Origin of the sequence: Isoptericola luteus (genome assembly GCF_020297055.1) — a bacterium.
GTDB classification, from domain to species: Bacteria; Actinomycetota; Actinomycetes; order Actinomycetales; family Cellulomonadaceae; genus Isoptericola; species Isoptericola luteus.
Genome location: NZ_JAIXCQ010000004.1, coordinates 228679 through 243333 on the forward strand (window position 1 = coordinate 228679; position 14655 = coordinate 243333).

Below are 14655 nucleotides of genomic sequence, written 5' to 3' on the forward strand. Positions count from 1 at the left end.
CCGTGGCGCAACTCATCGAGTGAATGCAGAGGAGTCGATTTCACATGAGCACCGAACTTTGGATCACCGGAGATCCGCAGACAGATCGATTACTCTCTAACGATTTCTTCGCACTCCTAACTGGCATGTTGTTGGACCAGCAGTACCCGATGGAGCACGCGTTCTCCGGCCCGCGCAAGATCCGCGACCGCCTCGGATCGATCGATCCGCGCGCCGTGGCCGACGCGGACCCGGACGAGTTCGTCACGCTCGCCACCACTCCCCCGGCCGTCCACCGTTACGGGCGCTCGATGGCGGGCCGCATCCAGGCGTTGGCGCACGTCGTCGTGGACGAGTACGACGGCGACGTCACCGCGATCTGGACCCGGCCCGGGGCGGACGGCGCTCCCACGGGCGCCGAGGTGCTGGCGCGGCTGAGGGCGCTGCCCGGCTTCGGGGAGCAGAAGGCGAAGATCTTCCTCGCGCTGCTCGGCAAGCAGCGCGGCGTCCAGCCGGCGGGGTGGCGCGAGGCCGCCGGACACTACGGCGACGACGGCTCGCGGCGGTCCATCGCCGACGTCACCAGCCCCGAGTCCCTCGTCGAGGTGCGGGCCTTCAAGAAGGAGCAGAAGGCCGCGGCCAAGGCCGCCAAGGGCTGACCGCCCGCGCCCGCGAGCCTCAGAGCCTGCCGCCCGCCCGCAGCGCGCCCAGCACGTCGTCGACCGGGACGGCGTGGCTGGTCCCCCGGTGCCCGACCGTCGTCGTCGCGCAGAGGACGGACGCCAGCAGCGCCTCCTCGACCGCGTCCATGGTCGCGGCGAACAGCGGGTCCAGATCGCCGTCGGGCACCAGACGGTCGTCCGGGTGCGCGGTGCTGAACGCCAGCGCGTAGTCGCCGCTGCCGTGCGTGAAACCGGCCCCGACCCGCCCCATGGCGAACACCGCCCGCCGCGCGACCCGGTCCAGCCGCCGGGCGTCCAGCGGGGCGTCCGTGGCGACGACGATCATGCAGGAGTTGCCGTCGTCAGGTGCCGGGAGCCTGGAGGCGTCCCCGCGCACCGGCACCGGCACGCCCAGCACGGTGAGCGTCCCGGAGAAGTTGGACTGCACCACCGCACCGACCGTGCGCCGGCTCCCGGCGACGTCAACCACCCGCGACGACGTGCCGATCCCGCCCTTGAACCCCAGCGCCGTGGTGCCCGTGCCCGCCCCGACGCAGCCCTGCGCCACCGGTCCGGACGCCGCGCCGTCGAGCGCGGCCCGCACGTGCGACTCGGCGATCGGGCGGGCCCGGACGTCGGAGCAGAACCCGTCGTTGGTCTCACCGACCACCGGATTGAGGGTGCGCACCTCCTCGTAGCCGGGGAGCTCCAGCACGTGCGACACGAGCGCGTCGGCGGCCCGGAACGCCGACAGGGTCGCCGTGAGCACGACCGGCGTCTCCAGCTCGCCGAGCTCGGCGAGCTGGGTCGCGCCGACGAGCTTGCCGTACCCGTTCCCGGCGAACAGCCCGCACGCGAGCGCCCGGCGCTGCCCCGGCCCGCGCCCCAGCATCTCGGGGACGACGGCGGTCACGCCCGTGTGCAGGCGCGCGCCGTCGTGCAGCGTGGTATGCCCGACGCGCACGCCGGGCACGTCGGTGATGGCGTTCCAGGTCCCCGGCGGCTGGTCGCCGACGGCGATGCCGAGCTCGCGCGGCGTCGGGCGGGCTGTCGTCGGGGCGTTCACGCGCCGCCCCCGTCCGTGGTTCCCGGGACAGAGGCGCCGGCAGCGGCGCCGACCGAGGCGCCGGCGGACCCGTCGACGGGCTCCCCGGCCGACGCGGGAACGGCGTCCACCGGGTGCAGGTCGCGCCAGGTGCGGGTGCCGTCCACGAGGTCGCGCACGTGCTCGCGAAACCGTGGGCACGTCGCGATGTCGTGTGCGCGGCAGGCCAGCGCATGCTCGGTCATGTGCCGTGAGCGGTCGATCTCCGCCTGCAGGCGGTCCAGCTCGGCCAGGTGCGCGGCGAGCACCTGGTGGCGCTCCCACGCGCCGCGCCGGGACGCCCCCGCGTCCAGGAGCACCTGGATCTGCTCGAGGCTCATGCCCGCGACCTTCGAGCTGAGGATCGTCGCGACCCGCACGAGGTCGTCCGAGTCGTACCGACGCCGGCCGGCGCCGTCGCGCGCGGGTGCCAGCAGGCCGACGTCCTCCCAGTAGCGCAGCACGTGCGTCTCCAGCCCGAACCTGGCCGCCAGCTCCCCCACGCTCCAGGTGCTCTGTCGTGCTGCGTCCGCCCGATCGCTTGACTTCATGTTGACATGAAGTCACAGGCTGGGACCCGACGCAACCCACCCGCACCCGCACGACCGAAAGAGGACCACCATGACCGACCAGCACCTGCACGACGCGATCGTCGTCGGCGGCGGGCCCGCCGGCCTCGCCGCGGCCCTGATGCTCGGGCGCACCCGCCGCGACGTCGTCCTGCTCGACTCCGGCACCTACCGCAACGACCCGACCGACGCCATGCACAACGTCCTCGGGTTCGACGGCACACCTCCCGCCGAGTTCCGCGCCACCGCGCACCGCACGCTCGCCGCGTACGACACGGTCGAGCTCCGTCGCACGACCGTCCACGAGATCACGTCCGCCGGGACCGCCGCGCAGCCGTCCTTCGTCGTGCGCACCGACGGCGGGGAGATCGCCGCCCGGCGGCTGCTGCTGGCCACCGGCCTGCGCGACGAGCTGCCCTCCACCCCCGGGCTGGCCGACCTGTTCGGCACCGTCGCGGCGCACTGCCCCTACTGCCACGGCCACGAGTTCCGCGGGACGCCGGTGGGCCTGCTCGGCGCCGGGCCGCACACCCCGCGGGTCGCCGGGCTCATGGAGCGCATCGCGAGCCGGCTCGTGGTGCTCGCCGACGGCGGCACGCTGGACCCGCAGGCCCGCGCCGGGCTCGAGCGACGCGGCGTCGAGATCCGCCCCGAGCCCGTGGTGCGGCTCGAGCCGCACCCGTTCGACGACGGCCGGCCCGGCCTGCTCGCCGTCCTCGACGGCGGCGACACCCTCACGCTCGGCGGGCTCATGGTGGCCCCCGCCCTGCACCAGGCGGCACCGTTCGCCGCCCAGCTCGGGCTGGAGCTGCGGGAGTCCGGCTGCGTGGCGATCGACGCCTTCGCACGAACCAGCCTGCCGGGCGTGATGGCCGCCGGGGACCTCGCGCACACCGCTGACCTCCCCATGCCCCTCGCCTCGGTGACGGCGGCCATGGCCGCGGGGCAGCTCGCCGCCGCGGCGATCGACGGCGACCTGCTGGAGCCGTGAGCCGGCGGCGGTGAGCCGGTGGCCGCCGGTCCGGGTCGGCGATCCCTCGGCGGGGCGGCCGGTGCGGCGGCGCGACCGATGTCGCGACGGCACACTGCCACGTCCGGACGCCGCCCGGCCGTTAGGCTCGCCGCATGACGTCACCGGACCTCGTGCCCCTCGGCCCCGCCCCGCGCCCCACCACGGGCGACGACCTCGCCGCACGGCTGATCGACCTGGCCCGCCAGGCCGGCGGCGGCACGGTCACCGGGCTCGAGCGGGCGCGGGTCACGGCCGACCTCGACGGCGCGGACGTCGCCGCGCTCGAGCTGGACCTCACGGGCGTCGCGTTCGGCGCCGGCCAGCAGGCACCCGGCGCCTCCTGGTCCCCCGTGTCGGTCAGCTCCCGCGAGCCGGGCACCGTGCGCCGTCTGCGCGTCGACGCCCACCCCCTCACCGCCGTCGACCTGCCCGTGGACGTCACCGCCGAGGCGGCGGGCCTGCGGTTAGCGTGGGTGGAGGGCTCGGACGGCCAGGTTGGCGTCGAGGCCGTCGAGCCCGACGACGCGCACCCCGTGACCGGGCACGCCCGCGTCGCGGTCTCCCGCGCGGGCCTGGTGGCGACCGTGCACGGCCTGCTCGCCGTGTCGCTGCAGTCGCAGGGGATCCAGCTCACCGGCCTCGACGTGCGGCTCGACCCCCGTGGCCCCCGCGCCGCCGGGGTGCGGATCGACGCGAAGATCCGCAAGGGCTTCCTGTCCGCCGCGGTGACCGCGACGGCCTCCGCAGCGGTGGACGACGCGATGGTGCTCACCGTCGGCGACGTGCAGATCTCCAGCGGCAACCCGCTCGTGAGCGCCATGCTCGGTGCGGTGCGCGGACGCGTGGAGGCCGCCGCGAACCGCCGCGTCGACCTCGCCGCCGCCCTGCCGTCGGGCGTCCACCTCACGGACGTGCGCCTCGACGTCGGCGAGGAGCTGGTGATCAGCGCGCGGCTGGGCTGACGCCGCCGGGCCGGCGGCGCCCTGGGCGACTGGTGGCCCTGGGGGACGAGGCCCGGGACGAGGCCTCCGCGGAGGCGCGACGCCGCGACGTGCCGGTGCTGCTGTCGGTCGGGTACGCCGCGTGCCACTGTGTCTCGAGGTGAAGCCATCGACGGCCGGGTGTCCGAGCCGGGCGCGTAGGACCGCACCCGCCCACCACGCGTCGCGCCGCCGAGCATGCGCGGCCTGCCCTGCGCGAGCAGCCTCGATGGCGCGCGCGAGGCCACGAGACCACCTCCCTAGGCTGGTGGCTCCGGGTCGCCGAGAGCCCGCTGCACGTCCGTACTGCATCACTCTCGTGCATCACTCAAGTGAACTTGGTGCACGAGCCACTCGTGAGGAGTAGAGGAATGGCCAACCGCCTCGCCGGCGCAACCAGCCCGTACCTGCGCCAGCACGCCGACAACCCCGTCGACTGGTGGCCCTGGGGGGACGAGGCCTTCGCGGAGTCCCGACGCCGCGACGTGCCGGTGCTGCTGTCGGTCGGGTACGCCGCGTGCCACTGGTGCCACGTCATGGCGCACGAGTCGTTCGAGGACGACGGCGTGGCGGCGGCGATCAACGCGGGCTTCGTGCCGGTCAAGGTGGACCGCGAGGAACGACCCGACGTCGACGCCGTCTACATGGCCGCCACCACGGCGATGACGGGGCAGGGCGGCTGGCCCATGACGGCGTTCCTGACGCCGGACGGCGAGCCGTTCCACTGCGGCACCTACTTCCCCCGCGAACAGCTCCTGGCGGTGCTCGCCGCCGTCGGGGAGGCGTGGCGGGAACGGCGCGGGGCGGTCCTCGCTCAGGGCGAGGCGGTGACGCAGGCGATCGCGCGCGGCACCGGGACCCTGCCGACCGCCCCCGTCGACGACGCCGCGCTCGCCCAGGCGGTAGCCGCGCTGCGTCGTGACTTCTCGGCGCAGCACGGCGGGTTCGGGGGCGCGCCGAAGTTCCCGCCGTCGATGACGCTGGTCCACCTGCTGCGCCACCACGCCCGGACCGGGGACGCCTCGGCTCTCGAGCTGGCGGAGCGCACCTGCGAGGCGATGGCGCGGGGCGGGATCTACGACCAGCTCGCGGGCGGGTTCGCGCGGTACTCCGTGGACGCCGCCTGGGTGGTGCCGCACTTCGAGAAGATGCTCTACGACAACGCCCAGCTGCTGCGCGTGTACGCCCACCTGTGGCGCGCGACGTCGTCGCCCCTCGCCGCACGGGTGGCTCGCGAGACGGCACAGTTCCTGCTGCGCGACCTGCGCACCCCCGCCGGCGGGTTCGCCTCGGCGCTGGACGCCGACACCGACGGGGTCGAAGGGCTGACCTCCGTCTGGACCCCCGCCCAGCTGCGCGACGTGCTCGGGGATGACGACGGCCGGCGGGCCGCCGAGGCCCTGGTGGTGACCGACGCCGGCACGTTCACCGGCGGCGCGTCCACGCTCCAGCTCCCCGAGGACCCGGACCCGGCGTGGTGGGGACCGGTGCGCGACCGGCTGTTCGCCGCCCGCGGGAGACGGCCGCAGCCCGCCCGTGACGACAAGGTGGTCACCGCGTGGAACGGCCTGGCGGTCGCGGCCCTGGCGGAGGCTGGTGCCGTCCTCGACGAGCCGGCCTGGGTGGACGCGGCCGCCGTGTGCGCGGACCACCTGCTCGCGGTCCATCGTGTGGAGGGACGGTGGCGCCGCGCCTCGCGCGACGGCGTCGCCGGCGACGCCCCCGCCGTCGCGGCCGACCACGGCGACCTCGCCGAGGGCCTGCTCGCGCTGCACCAGGCGACCGGCGAGGCCCGTTGGCTCAGCGCCGCCGGGGAGCTCCTCGACCTGGCGCTGGACCACTTCGGCAGCGCGGACGGCGGGTTCTTCGACGCCGCCGACGACGCCGAGCGCCTCGTGGTGCGCCCGCGGGACCCCACCGACGGGCCGGAGCCGTCCGGGACCTCCGCCCTGGCGGGGGCGCTGGCCGTCTACGCCGCCCTCACCGGCTCGTCGCGGCACCGGACGGCGGCCGAGCGCGCCGTCGCGGCGACCGGCACCCTGGCACGCCGGGCGCCGCGCTTCGCCGGCTGGACCCTCGCCACCGCCGAGGCCCTGGCCGCCGGGCCGCTGCAGGTCGCCGTCGTGGGCGACGGGCCGGCCGCGGACGACCTGCGCCGCACCGCGTGGCGCACGCCGTCTGCCGGGGCCGTCGTGGTGCACGGCGCCCCCGACTCCCCCGGCGTGCCGCTGCTCGCCGACCGGCCTCTGGTGGGCGGCCGGCCGGCCGCCTACGTCTGCCGTGGGTTCGTCTGCGACCTGCCGGTCACCGACCCGGCCGACCTCACCCAGCAGCTGACCGTCAGAGCGTGACGCTCGTGCCCACCAGCACCAGCTCTGAGGTGTGCGACCCCGCCACGCCCACGTCCGCCGGGCGCGCCACGAAGCCGGGCAGGTCCTCCAGGCCGCCACCACCCGCCACGACGCGCAGGTCGAGCTCCCGGCCCGCGGGCAGGGTCACGACGAGCTCGACGCCGCCGGCGGGCGTGTAGTGCCGGGTGCTCAGGTGCCCGTCACCGCCCACCGGCAGCTCGCGACCCGACAGGACCGCCGAGGTGACGCCGTCCGCGTCGAGCTCGACGTAGCGCAGCGCGTCAGAGGTGCCGATCCGGGCGCCCTCGCCGGGGCGCACGGTGAGCGTCAGGGTGCGGCCCTCGCTCGAGGTCTCGTCGGAGACGACCGTCACCTCGGGGGCCGGCAGGTCCGCCGCGTCGGCCCTGCCGGTCCAGACCTCGCCGTGGAACATCGGGAACGGGCCGGAGAGGTCCTGCTGCCGCTCCACGAGCTGCCCGGTCCAGTCGCTGGGCGTCCCCTCGTCGGACACCCACAGCGCCTGGCCGGTGTCGGCGTCGAGCGCGTACGCGAGGCGCGTCGGCTCGGGGTGCCGCGCGTCGAAGTCGTCGACGACGAGGCCCACGAGGAGCGCCACGACGGTCAGGCCGCCGCACGCCGCCACGAGCCAGCCGCCCGTCCGGCGGCCCCGGGGCAGCATCGCGGCGAGCACGGGCGTCAGCGCGAGCCCCAGGAGCGCCGCGACCACCGCGGGGGCGGCGCCCGTCTCCAGGCCGAGGGCCGGGAAGAACAGGAGCACCACGGGCGCGACGACGACGACGCCCACGGCCGCACCGAGCGTCACCGCGACCCGCCCACCGGCGACGCCCCGGGTCGCGGTCAGCGCGACGATGCCCGCCACGGCGCCGGCCATCGCGGGCAGCGCGGCCAGGTACGAGGCACCGGGCGTGACGGCCGCCAGGACGACGCCGATCACCGCCAGCCAGCCGAGGGCGCCGAGCGCGAGCGCCGGGGCGCCGAGCCGCCGGCGCAGTCCGACGAACCAGCCCGTGAGCACGAGCCCCACGATCCCGAGGAGCGCCACCCGGAAGCCCCAGGGCCGCCACGGGTCGAGCATCTCGTCGTAGCCGGGCCGGATCGCGACCATGAGCCACCACAGGCCCATGGCGCCGAGCACGGCACCCACGATCGGCAGCAGCGCGGAGGCGAATCCGGCGACCAGCCGGCCGGCGGTCGTCGGCTCGCCGTGCACCTCACGGCGGCGCGCCAGGACCACGGCGAACGCACCCACCGCCAGCACCGCGGCGAGGGCGAACGGCCAGGTGAGCCAGCCCGGGTAGCGGGCGAGCACGTGGCCAGGCAGCGGGAAGTAGGTGGCGTCGTGGGCCGACGGCTGCGCGAGCGCCGCCGTGTCGGCGTCGCCGAGCTCCCGCACCAGGGCCAGGGCGTTGGACCCGTGGTGCTGCAGGGTCGCCAGCGACATGCGGTCGGCTGTGTCCTGGGGCGCGTGGTAGGCGGCTGCACCGTCGATGTACGCGCTGTTCAGGCCGGTGAAGCGTGCCTCGGGGTCGTCGAGGAACGGGGAGAAGTCGGTGTCGTTCGGCAGGATCCGGTAGACCTCGACCGCGAGCGAGCTGCCCACGGGGTACGGCACCTGCGCGTACGCGTCGACGAGCGCCGCGTTGCCGTCCGACGTCTCGAACATGACCACGGGGCCGGCCGAGCCGCGGGCCTCGAGGTTGACCGCGACGCCGCCCCCGGCAGCGCGGGGGTCGGCGTGGACGAAGGCCTCCGCCCCGCACAGGCACGCCTCCTCCGCGTCGGTGAACACGAGCACGACGTCGTTGCGCAGCGCCGGGCCCTCGCCCAGCGCGCGGGCCGTCTCCAGCAGCGTGGCCACGCCCGCGCCGTCGTCGTTCGCGCCGTGGGAGACCTCGGCGGAGTCGTAGTGCGCGAGCAGGAAGACCGGGCCGGAGGAGTCCTCGCCCTCGATCGTGGCCACCACGTTCTTCGTGGCCGCGACCCGGCTCTGGTCACCGAGGCGCCCCGACATCCCGACGCCGTCCACCACCTCGGGTGCCAGCCCGAGCGCGGCGAGGTCGGCGACGATCGTGTCCCGCACCTCGGCGGCGGCCGCCGTCCCGTGCGGGTGCACCTGGGTGCTGATCGCCTCGACGGTGGCGAAGGCGCGCTCGGCGCTGAACTCGTCGGCGGGGGCGTCCGCGGACCGCGGTGACGGGGGCAGCACCGCCCAGACCGAGGCCGCGGCGAGCAGGACGAGCAGGAGGGTGCACGCGAGCGTCGTCGCCCGCGACCGAGTCACGTTCACGCGGCGAACCGTAGCCCCGTCCCGGCGACGTGGCCCAATCGTGACCGGCACGGCGTGGTTGGATCGGCCCGTGCGCGCGATGACGTTCGACGAGTTCGGCGGCCCCGTGACCGTCCGCGAGATACCGGCCCCCGCCGCCCCGCCCGGTGGCGTGGTCGTCGAGGTCCGCGCGAGCGGGCTGTGCCTCAGCGACTGGCACGGGTGGGCCGGTCACGACGACGACGTCCGGGACCTCCCCCACGTCCCCGGCCACGAGCTCGCGGGCGTCGTGGCGGAGGTCGGCGACGGTGTCGAGCGCTGGCGGGTGGGCGACCGCGTGACGTGCCCGTTCGTCTGCGGCTGCGGCCGGTGCGCGTGGTGCCGCGCCGGCGACGCGCAGGTGTGCCCGGACCAGACCCAGCCGGGGTTCACGCACGCCGGGTCGTTCGCGGAGCGGGTCGTGCTGCACGCGGCCGACACCAACCTCGTCGCGATCCCCGACGGGGTCGACGACGCGACCGCCGCGAGCCTCGGCTGCCGCTTCGCCACCGCGTACCGCGCCGTCGTCTCCCGCGCGCAGGTGCGGCCCGGTGAGTGGGTCGCCGTCGTGGGCGCGGGCGGCGTGGGGCTCAGCGCGGTCATGGTGGCCGCGTCCCACGGTGCGCGCGTCGTCGCCGTCGACCGGCACGAGGGCGCGCTGGCGGCCGCGCGTCGCGCCGGGGCCGAGCACACCGTGCTCGCGGCGGACGGCGCCGACGTCCCCGCCGCCGTGCACGCGCTGACCGGCGGGGGCAGCCACGTCGCACTCGACGCCGTCGGCAGCGAGCGCACCTGCGCGGACGCCGTCCTCAGCCTGCGGCGCCGCGGCCGGCACGTCCAGGTCGGGCTGCTGCCTCCGGTCGCCGGGCACCCGCGCGTGCCGATGGACCGCGTCATCGCGTGGGAGCTCGACGTGCTCGGCAGCCACGGGATGGCCGCGGCCGACTACCCCCGGATGCTCGCCCTGGTCGCCGACGGGAGGCTGCGCCCGCAGGACCTGCTGGACCGTGTGGTCGGGCTCGAGGAGGGGGCACGGCTGCTCCCGGACCTGGCCGGCGCACCGCGCACCGGCATGGTCGTGGTGGACCCGAGCCGCTGACCTGCCCCGCAGCCGGCCCGCGCCCGGACGGGGCCTGCTGCCCGGGCCGCGCGCGACGTACACTGGCCCCGTCCGGTCGAGGCGACACCCCGTCGCAGGCAACGCTCAGGAGGTGCGCGCATGACCCGCAGCGAACCTCCCAGTAGTCCCGGCCGCGACTGACGGCCCTCGCCCTCCCCGGGCGACCCGGCGCCGAGCGCGCCGCCCCCCTGCGCGACCCGCCCCCCCCGGGACCGGTCGCCGCCTGCCGCAGTCGCGGGACAGCACCCGCCGCCAGCCACCCGCACGCCGGTGTGCCCTGCGCACGCCGACGCCTGCCCCGGAGGTCCTCATGGCCGTCCCCTCTGCACGCACGACCCCCCGCACGACCCGCACCGTGGGCCCCCGGGTGCTCGGTGCGCTGCGCCCGCGCCGCGGGTCGTCGCCCGCCGCCCGCCCGGGTGCGCCGGCCGCGCCGTCGGACCACGACGTCCTGCCCCGCCGCTCGTCGATCGTCGAGTCCGCCCTGTACGACGGCGAAGGCCGCCGGGTCGCGAGCTTCAGCCGGCTCGCCGACACGTTCCGCGAGCTGCGCTCCCACCCGGGCCGCACCGCCTGGATCGGTCTGGAGCGCCCCGACGAGGCCGAGCTCGCGTCCCTCGCGCGCGAGTTCGACCTGCACCCGCTCCTCGTGGAGGACGCGATCGTCGCCCATCAGCGCCCCAAGATCGAGCGCTACGGCGACACGCTGTTCGTCGTGCTGCACGCCGCGCGGTACGTGGACGTGGCCGAGGAGGTCGAGTTCTCCGAGCTGCACGTGTTCGTCGGGCCGGACTTCGTCGTCACCGTGCGCCACGGTGCGTGCCCGGACCTCGCGGCCGTCCGCACCCACCTCGAGGCGCACCCCGCCGTGCTGGCCCGGGGCCCGGAGTCGGTGCTGTACGCGATCATGGACCGCGTCGTGGACGACTACCTGCCGGTCGTGGCCGGGCTCGACGCCGACGTCGACGAGATCGAGTCGGAGGTGTTCGGCGGCGACGACCAGGTCTCCCGCCGCATCTACGAGCTCTCGCGGGAGGTCGTAGAGTTCCAGCGCGCGGTGCGTCCGCTGCAGCGGGTCTGCGCGTCGTTGGCCAAGGGCGCGGAGAAGTACGGCGTCCCCACCGAGCTGCAGGCCTACCTCCGCGACGTCGCCGACCACCTCATCGAGGTCGCCGAGCGCATCGAGACGTTCCGTGTGGCCCTGCGCGACATGCTCACCGTGAACGCGACGCTCGTCGCCCAGCGGCAGAACGAGGAGATGAAGCACCTCACCGAGGTGAGCCTGCGCCAGGGCGAGGAGGTCAAGAAGATCTCGGGCTGGGCCGCCATCCTGTTCGCGCCCACCCTGGTCGGCACCGTCTACGGGATGAACTTCGACGCCATGCCGGAGCTGCACTGGACCTACGGCTACCCCGCGGCGCTGGTGGCGATGCTGACCGTCAGCGTGGGCCTTTTCGTGGTGTTTCGTGCCAAGCGATGGATCTGAGTGACCGTTAAGGTCGGCCGGTGACCACCACGCAGGCACCGCCTCTCGCACCGTCCGGCTTCACGCCGGCCACCAGGACCCTCCTGACCCTCGCCGCAGGGGTGCTCGTGCTCGCCGGGATGCACGTCGCGTCCGAGGTGCTGGCGCCGATCTTCCTGGCCGCGGTGATCGTGATCATCTGCCACCCGGTGCGGTTCGGGCTGGAGCGCCACGGCTGGCCGCGGTGGGCGGCGACCACCGCGGTCATCGTCGTCGCCTACCTCATCCTGTCGGCGCTCGGCGCGATGCTCGTCTTCGCCGGGTTCCAGTTCGCGGGCCTCGTGAACGACTACCTCGGCCAGCTCCAGCGGTCGGTGAACGAGGTGGCGGACCAGCTCGCGGGCCTGGGGCTCGACGCGCAGATCGCCGAGACCGCGACGTCGATGCTCGAGCCGTCCCGGCTCCTCTCGCTCGCGGGCAGCGTCAGCAGCATCGTCCTCAGCGTCGCCACCGCGCTGTTCTTCGTGCTCGCGTACGCCATCTTCATGGCCGCCGACGCCGCCCGGTACACCAACGCGTCGCGCCTGTTCGGGCGCTCGCACGCCGACCAGATCGACCGTGCCACGCGCTTCAGCTCCGGCGTGCGCCGCTACTTCGTCGTCAACGCGTCGTTCGGCGCGGTCGTCGCCGTCATCGACGGCGTCGCCCTGGGGCTGCTCGGCGTCCCGGCGCCCGTGGTGTGGGCCATCCTGGCGTTCGTCACGAACTTCGTGCCGAACATCGGCTTCATCCTCGGGCTGGTCCCGCCGGCCATCATGGCGTTCGTGGTGGGCGGCTGGCCGCTGGCGCTCGGCGTGATCGCGATCTACTGCGTCGTGAACGTGGTGCTCCAGGTGCTCGTGCAGCCCAAGTTCGTGTCCGACGCCGTGAGCCTGAGCCTCACGCTGAGCTTCGTCTCGGTGGTGTTCTGGACGTTCGTCATCGGCCCGCTCGGGGCGATCCTCGCCATCCCGCTCACCCTGCTGGTGCGGGCGCTCATCCTCGAGGGCGACCGCCGCACCGTGTGGCTGCGCTGGCTGTCCGGCGACACCACGGTGCTCTACGAGACGTCCGACCCGGGCGACCGCCCGGTCGCGCTGTCGGAGGGCGGGACGGCGTCGCCGGCCGGGGCGCGGACGGCAACCCTGCATCCCGCGGTCGAGACGGTCCGTGCGGCGCTGGACGCGCACGGCGCCGACGGCGAGGTCCGCTGGCTCCAGGACGGCGTGACGACGGCGGCCGCCGCGGCCCGGGCGCTCGACGTCCCCGTCGGCGCGATCGCCAACTCGCTCGTCTTCACCCTGGACGACTCCCCCGTGCTGGTGCTGACCAGCGGGTCGCACCGGGTCGACACCGCGTATCTCGGCGAGCGGCTCGGCGGGCGCCTCCGCAGGGCCGACGCCGCGCTCGTGCGAGAGGCCACCGGCCAGTCGATCGGTGGCGTCGCGCCAGTGGGGCACCCTGGGCAGGTGCCCACGTACGTCGACGTCGCGCTCGCGGAGCACGACGTCGTGTGGGCGGCGGCGGGGCACGCCCGCACCGTGTTCCCCACCACGTTCGACGAGCTGGTCCGGGTCACCGGGGGCACCCCGACCACGGTCGAGGCGCCCCCGGAGACTGCCTAGCCATCCACCTGGCGGACCCGGGTCAGTATCCGAGGGCCGCCAGCGCGGCGTCCGCCATCGCCGACTCCCCGCGGGCGTTCGGGTGCACCGGCACCACGTTGGTGCCGAACAGGAGCGGCTCGATCCACCGCTCGCCCCGCGCGGCGCACGCGTCGTGTCCGTCGCTGACCTCGGCCAGGTCCACGTAGGTCACGCCGGTCTCCGCGGCGGCGCGCTCGATGACGCCGTTGAGCGTGGACTGCAGGTCGCGCAGGTACGGGATGTCACCGCGCGCGATCGGCATCCTGGCGAAGCAGCCGCGCGTCTCGGGCACGATCCACGGGTAGCCGACGATCGCGACGTCAGCGTCCGGCGAGCGTTCCTGGATGCCCTGCAGGGCCGCGACCAGGGCCGGGTACGTGCTGTCCTCGACCTGGTCCGTGAAGCGGTCGCCGTACGCCCGCTCGCAGGGGTTGCCGTGGCCGGCGGTGAGAGCCCCGATCGACCCGCAGGCGAGGAGCGCCCCGATGAACGTGCTGTTGTCGTTGCCGCCGATCGTGAGGGTCACCAGGTCGGTGTCCTCGGTGAGGGCGTCGAACTGGGCGGGCACGCGCGGGTACTGGCTCTCGGCGAAGTGCTTCGTCTGCGCCCCGCCGCACGTGACGTCCGTGAGGTCCGCCCCGAGCCGGTCGGCGACCGCGTTCGGGTAGTTCAGCGTGGTGCGCAGGCACAGGGGCCGGGCACCGGGGTCGAGCGGCAGGATGCCCGAGCCTGCCGAGTACGAGTCGCCGAGGGCGACGTAGCGGAGCGGGTCACCCTCGGCCGCCTGGGCGGTGGGGACGGGGCCGGCCGCGGTGACGAGGGCGGTGGCGAGGGCCATGCCGGCCGTCGCGAGACCGGCGGTCAGGGCGCGACGGCGCCGACGTGGTGCGTGCATGAGACAACTCCCTTGTTGCGTCTTGCATCCGAGGTGCTCGTCGTCGAACACCGAGACCGAGTATCACCGCATGGGACGCAGTCTTCACCCAGGCACGCCGGTAACCGGACAGCCTTGCCCGGTGGGGCGGAGTGGTGGTCAGCCTGCGAAGAGCACGCGGCCGTCGGGGTCGTCGTCCCGGCGGGGGCGCAGCGTGGCCGGCGCGGGCCACGGCAGCTCGAACCGCTCCACCGCCACGTCGATCGCGCCGAAGTCGTCGGTCTGCACCAGGACGAGCCCCGGGGTCACCTCGACGAGGCGCACCCGCAGGGGCTCGTCGTCGTCGCGCTCCAGCATCCACACGTTCGCCATCCACGACAGGCCCGCCTCCTCCAGCGCGGCCTCGGCGACGTCCCAGTCGACCGCCCCGGTGAGGTCGCGCCCGAGCAGCGACACCGCCACCCACTCCTCGCCCTCGGGGCGCAGCCAGCCCACGGGCTCGCGGTCCTCGGGGCGGCGGTGGGCGATCCAGTCGGCGGGGAGCATCC

At 75.2% G+C, this 14655-nt stretch carries 12 protein-coding genes and 2 pseudogenes; 9 read left to right on the forward strand and 5 right to left on the reverse strand.

Annotated elements, in window-relative coordinates; genetic code table 11:
* The first annotated feature begins 44 nt into the window (after positions 1 to 44).
* The gene (locus LEP48_RS07945; RefSeq protein ID WP_225565050.1) at positions 45 to 638 is read left to right on the forward strand and encodes an HhH-GPD-type base excision DNA repair protein; all 594 of its coding nucleotides are present in this window, start codon (positions 45 to 47) and stop codon (positions 636 to 638) included.
* Between the two features lie 19 nt (positions 639 to 657).
* Here the strand turns inward: LEP48_RS07945 and LEP48_RS07950 are convergent, their stop codons facing one another.
* Together LEP48_RS07950 and LEP48_RS07955 are read right to left on the reverse strand one after the other, a co-directional pair.
* The gene (locus LEP48_RS07950) at positions 658 to 1707 is read right to left on the reverse strand and encodes a P1 family peptidase (protein WP_225565051.1); all 1050 of its coding nucleotides are present in this window, start codon (positions 1705 to 1707) and stop codon (positions 658 to 660) included.
* Positions 1704 to 2276: a MerR family transcriptional regulator gene (locus LEP48_RS07955; protein ID WP_225565052.1), complete on the reverse strand. Its 573-nt coding sequence runs from the start codon at positions 2274 to 2276 to the stop codon at positions 1704 to 1706. Before LEP48_RS07955 ends, LEP48_RS07950 begins: the two co-directional genes overlap by 4 nt.
* Positions 2277 to 2346: 70 nt before the next feature.
* Between LEP48_RS07955 and LEP48_RS07960 the strand changes: the two genes are divergently transcribed.
* From LEP48_RS07960 to LEP48_RS07970, 4 genes and pseudogenes are all read left to right on the forward strand, one after another.
* A complete protein-coding gene (locus LEP48_RS07960) occupies positions 2347 to 3285 on the forward strand; it encodes an FAD-dependent oxidoreductase (RefSeq protein ID WP_225565053.1) in 939 nt (312 codons plus the stop codon).
* A gap of 134 nt (positions 3286 to 3419) precedes the next feature.
* Positions 3420 to 4268 (forward strand): hypothetical protein, encoded by an 849-nt coding sequence (locus LEP48_RS07965; protein WP_225565054.1) that lies wholly within the window; start codon positions 3420 to 3422, stop codon positions 4266 to 4268.
* A 21-nt stretch (positions 4269 to 4289) separates the two neighbouring features.
* Positions 4290 to 4396: pseudogene (locus LEP48_RS18930) on the forward strand (DUF255 domain-containing protein); the annotation flags it as partial.
* A gap of 261 nt (positions 4397 to 4657) precedes the next feature.
* Positions 4658 to 6637: a thioredoxin domain-containing protein gene (locus LEP48_RS07970; RefSeq protein ID WP_225565055.1), complete on the forward strand. Its 1980-nt coding sequence runs from the start codon at positions 4658 to 4660 to the stop codon at positions 6635 to 6637.
* On the opposite strand, the gene LEP48_RS07975 is transcribed toward LEP48_RS07970, so the two are convergent.
* Entirely contained in the window at positions 6627 to 8945 is a 2319-nt protein-coding gene (locus LEP48_RS07975) for a M28 family peptidase (protein ID WP_225565056.1), read from the reverse strand. The genes LEP48_RS07970 and LEP48_RS07975 overlap by 11 nt on opposite strands.
* A gap of 70 nt (positions 8946 to 9015) precedes the next feature.
* Between LEP48_RS07975 and LEP48_RS07980 the strand changes: the two genes are divergently transcribed.
* The 4 genes and pseudogenes from LEP48_RS07980 (at position 9016) to LEP48_RS07995 (ending at position 13212) form a co-directional block, all read left to right on the forward strand.
* Positions 9016 to 10062 (forward strand): alcohol dehydrogenase catalytic domain-containing protein, encoded by a 1047-nt coding sequence (locus tag LEP48_RS07980; protein ID WP_225565057.1) that lies wholly within the window; start codon positions 9016 to 9018, stop codon positions 10060 to 10062.
* Positions 10063 to 10393: 331 nt separating this feature from the next.
* Positions 10394 to 11569: a magnesium/cobalt transporter CorA gene (corA, locus tag LEP48_RS07985; RefSeq protein ID WP_225565058.1), complete on the forward strand. Its 1176-nt coding sequence runs from the start codon at positions 10394 to 10396 to the stop codon at positions 11567 to 11569.
* A 20-nt stretch (positions 11570 to 11589) separates the two neighbouring features.
* Positions 11590 to 12576 (forward strand): annotated as a pseudogene (locus LEP48_RS07990) (AI-2E family transporter); the annotation flags it as partial.
* 156 nt (positions 12577 to 12732) lie between these two features.
* Positions 12733 to 13212, forward strand: a complete 480-nt coding sequence (locus LEP48_RS07995; RefSeq protein ID WP_225565189.1) for a YbaK/EbsC family protein — start codon at positions 12733 to 12735, stop codon at positions 13210 to 13212.
* 22 nt (positions 13213 to 13234) lie between these two features.
* Here LEP48_RS07995 and LEP48_RS08000 read toward each other — a convergent pair whose 3' ends face one another.
* Positions 13235 to 14128, reverse strand: coding sequence for an SGNH/GDSL hydrolase family protein (locus LEP48_RS08000; RefSeq protein ID WP_225565059.1), 894 nt, complete (start codon positions 14126 to 14128; stop codon positions 13235 to 13237).
* Between the two features lie 138 nt (positions 14129 to 14266).
* Positions 14267 to 14653: a hypothetical protein gene (locus LEP48_RS08005; RefSeq protein ID WP_225565060.1), complete on the reverse strand. Its 387-nt coding sequence runs from the start codon at positions 14651 to 14653 to the stop codon at positions 14267 to 14269.
* Between the last annotated feature and the right edge of the window lie 2 nt (positions 14654 to 14655).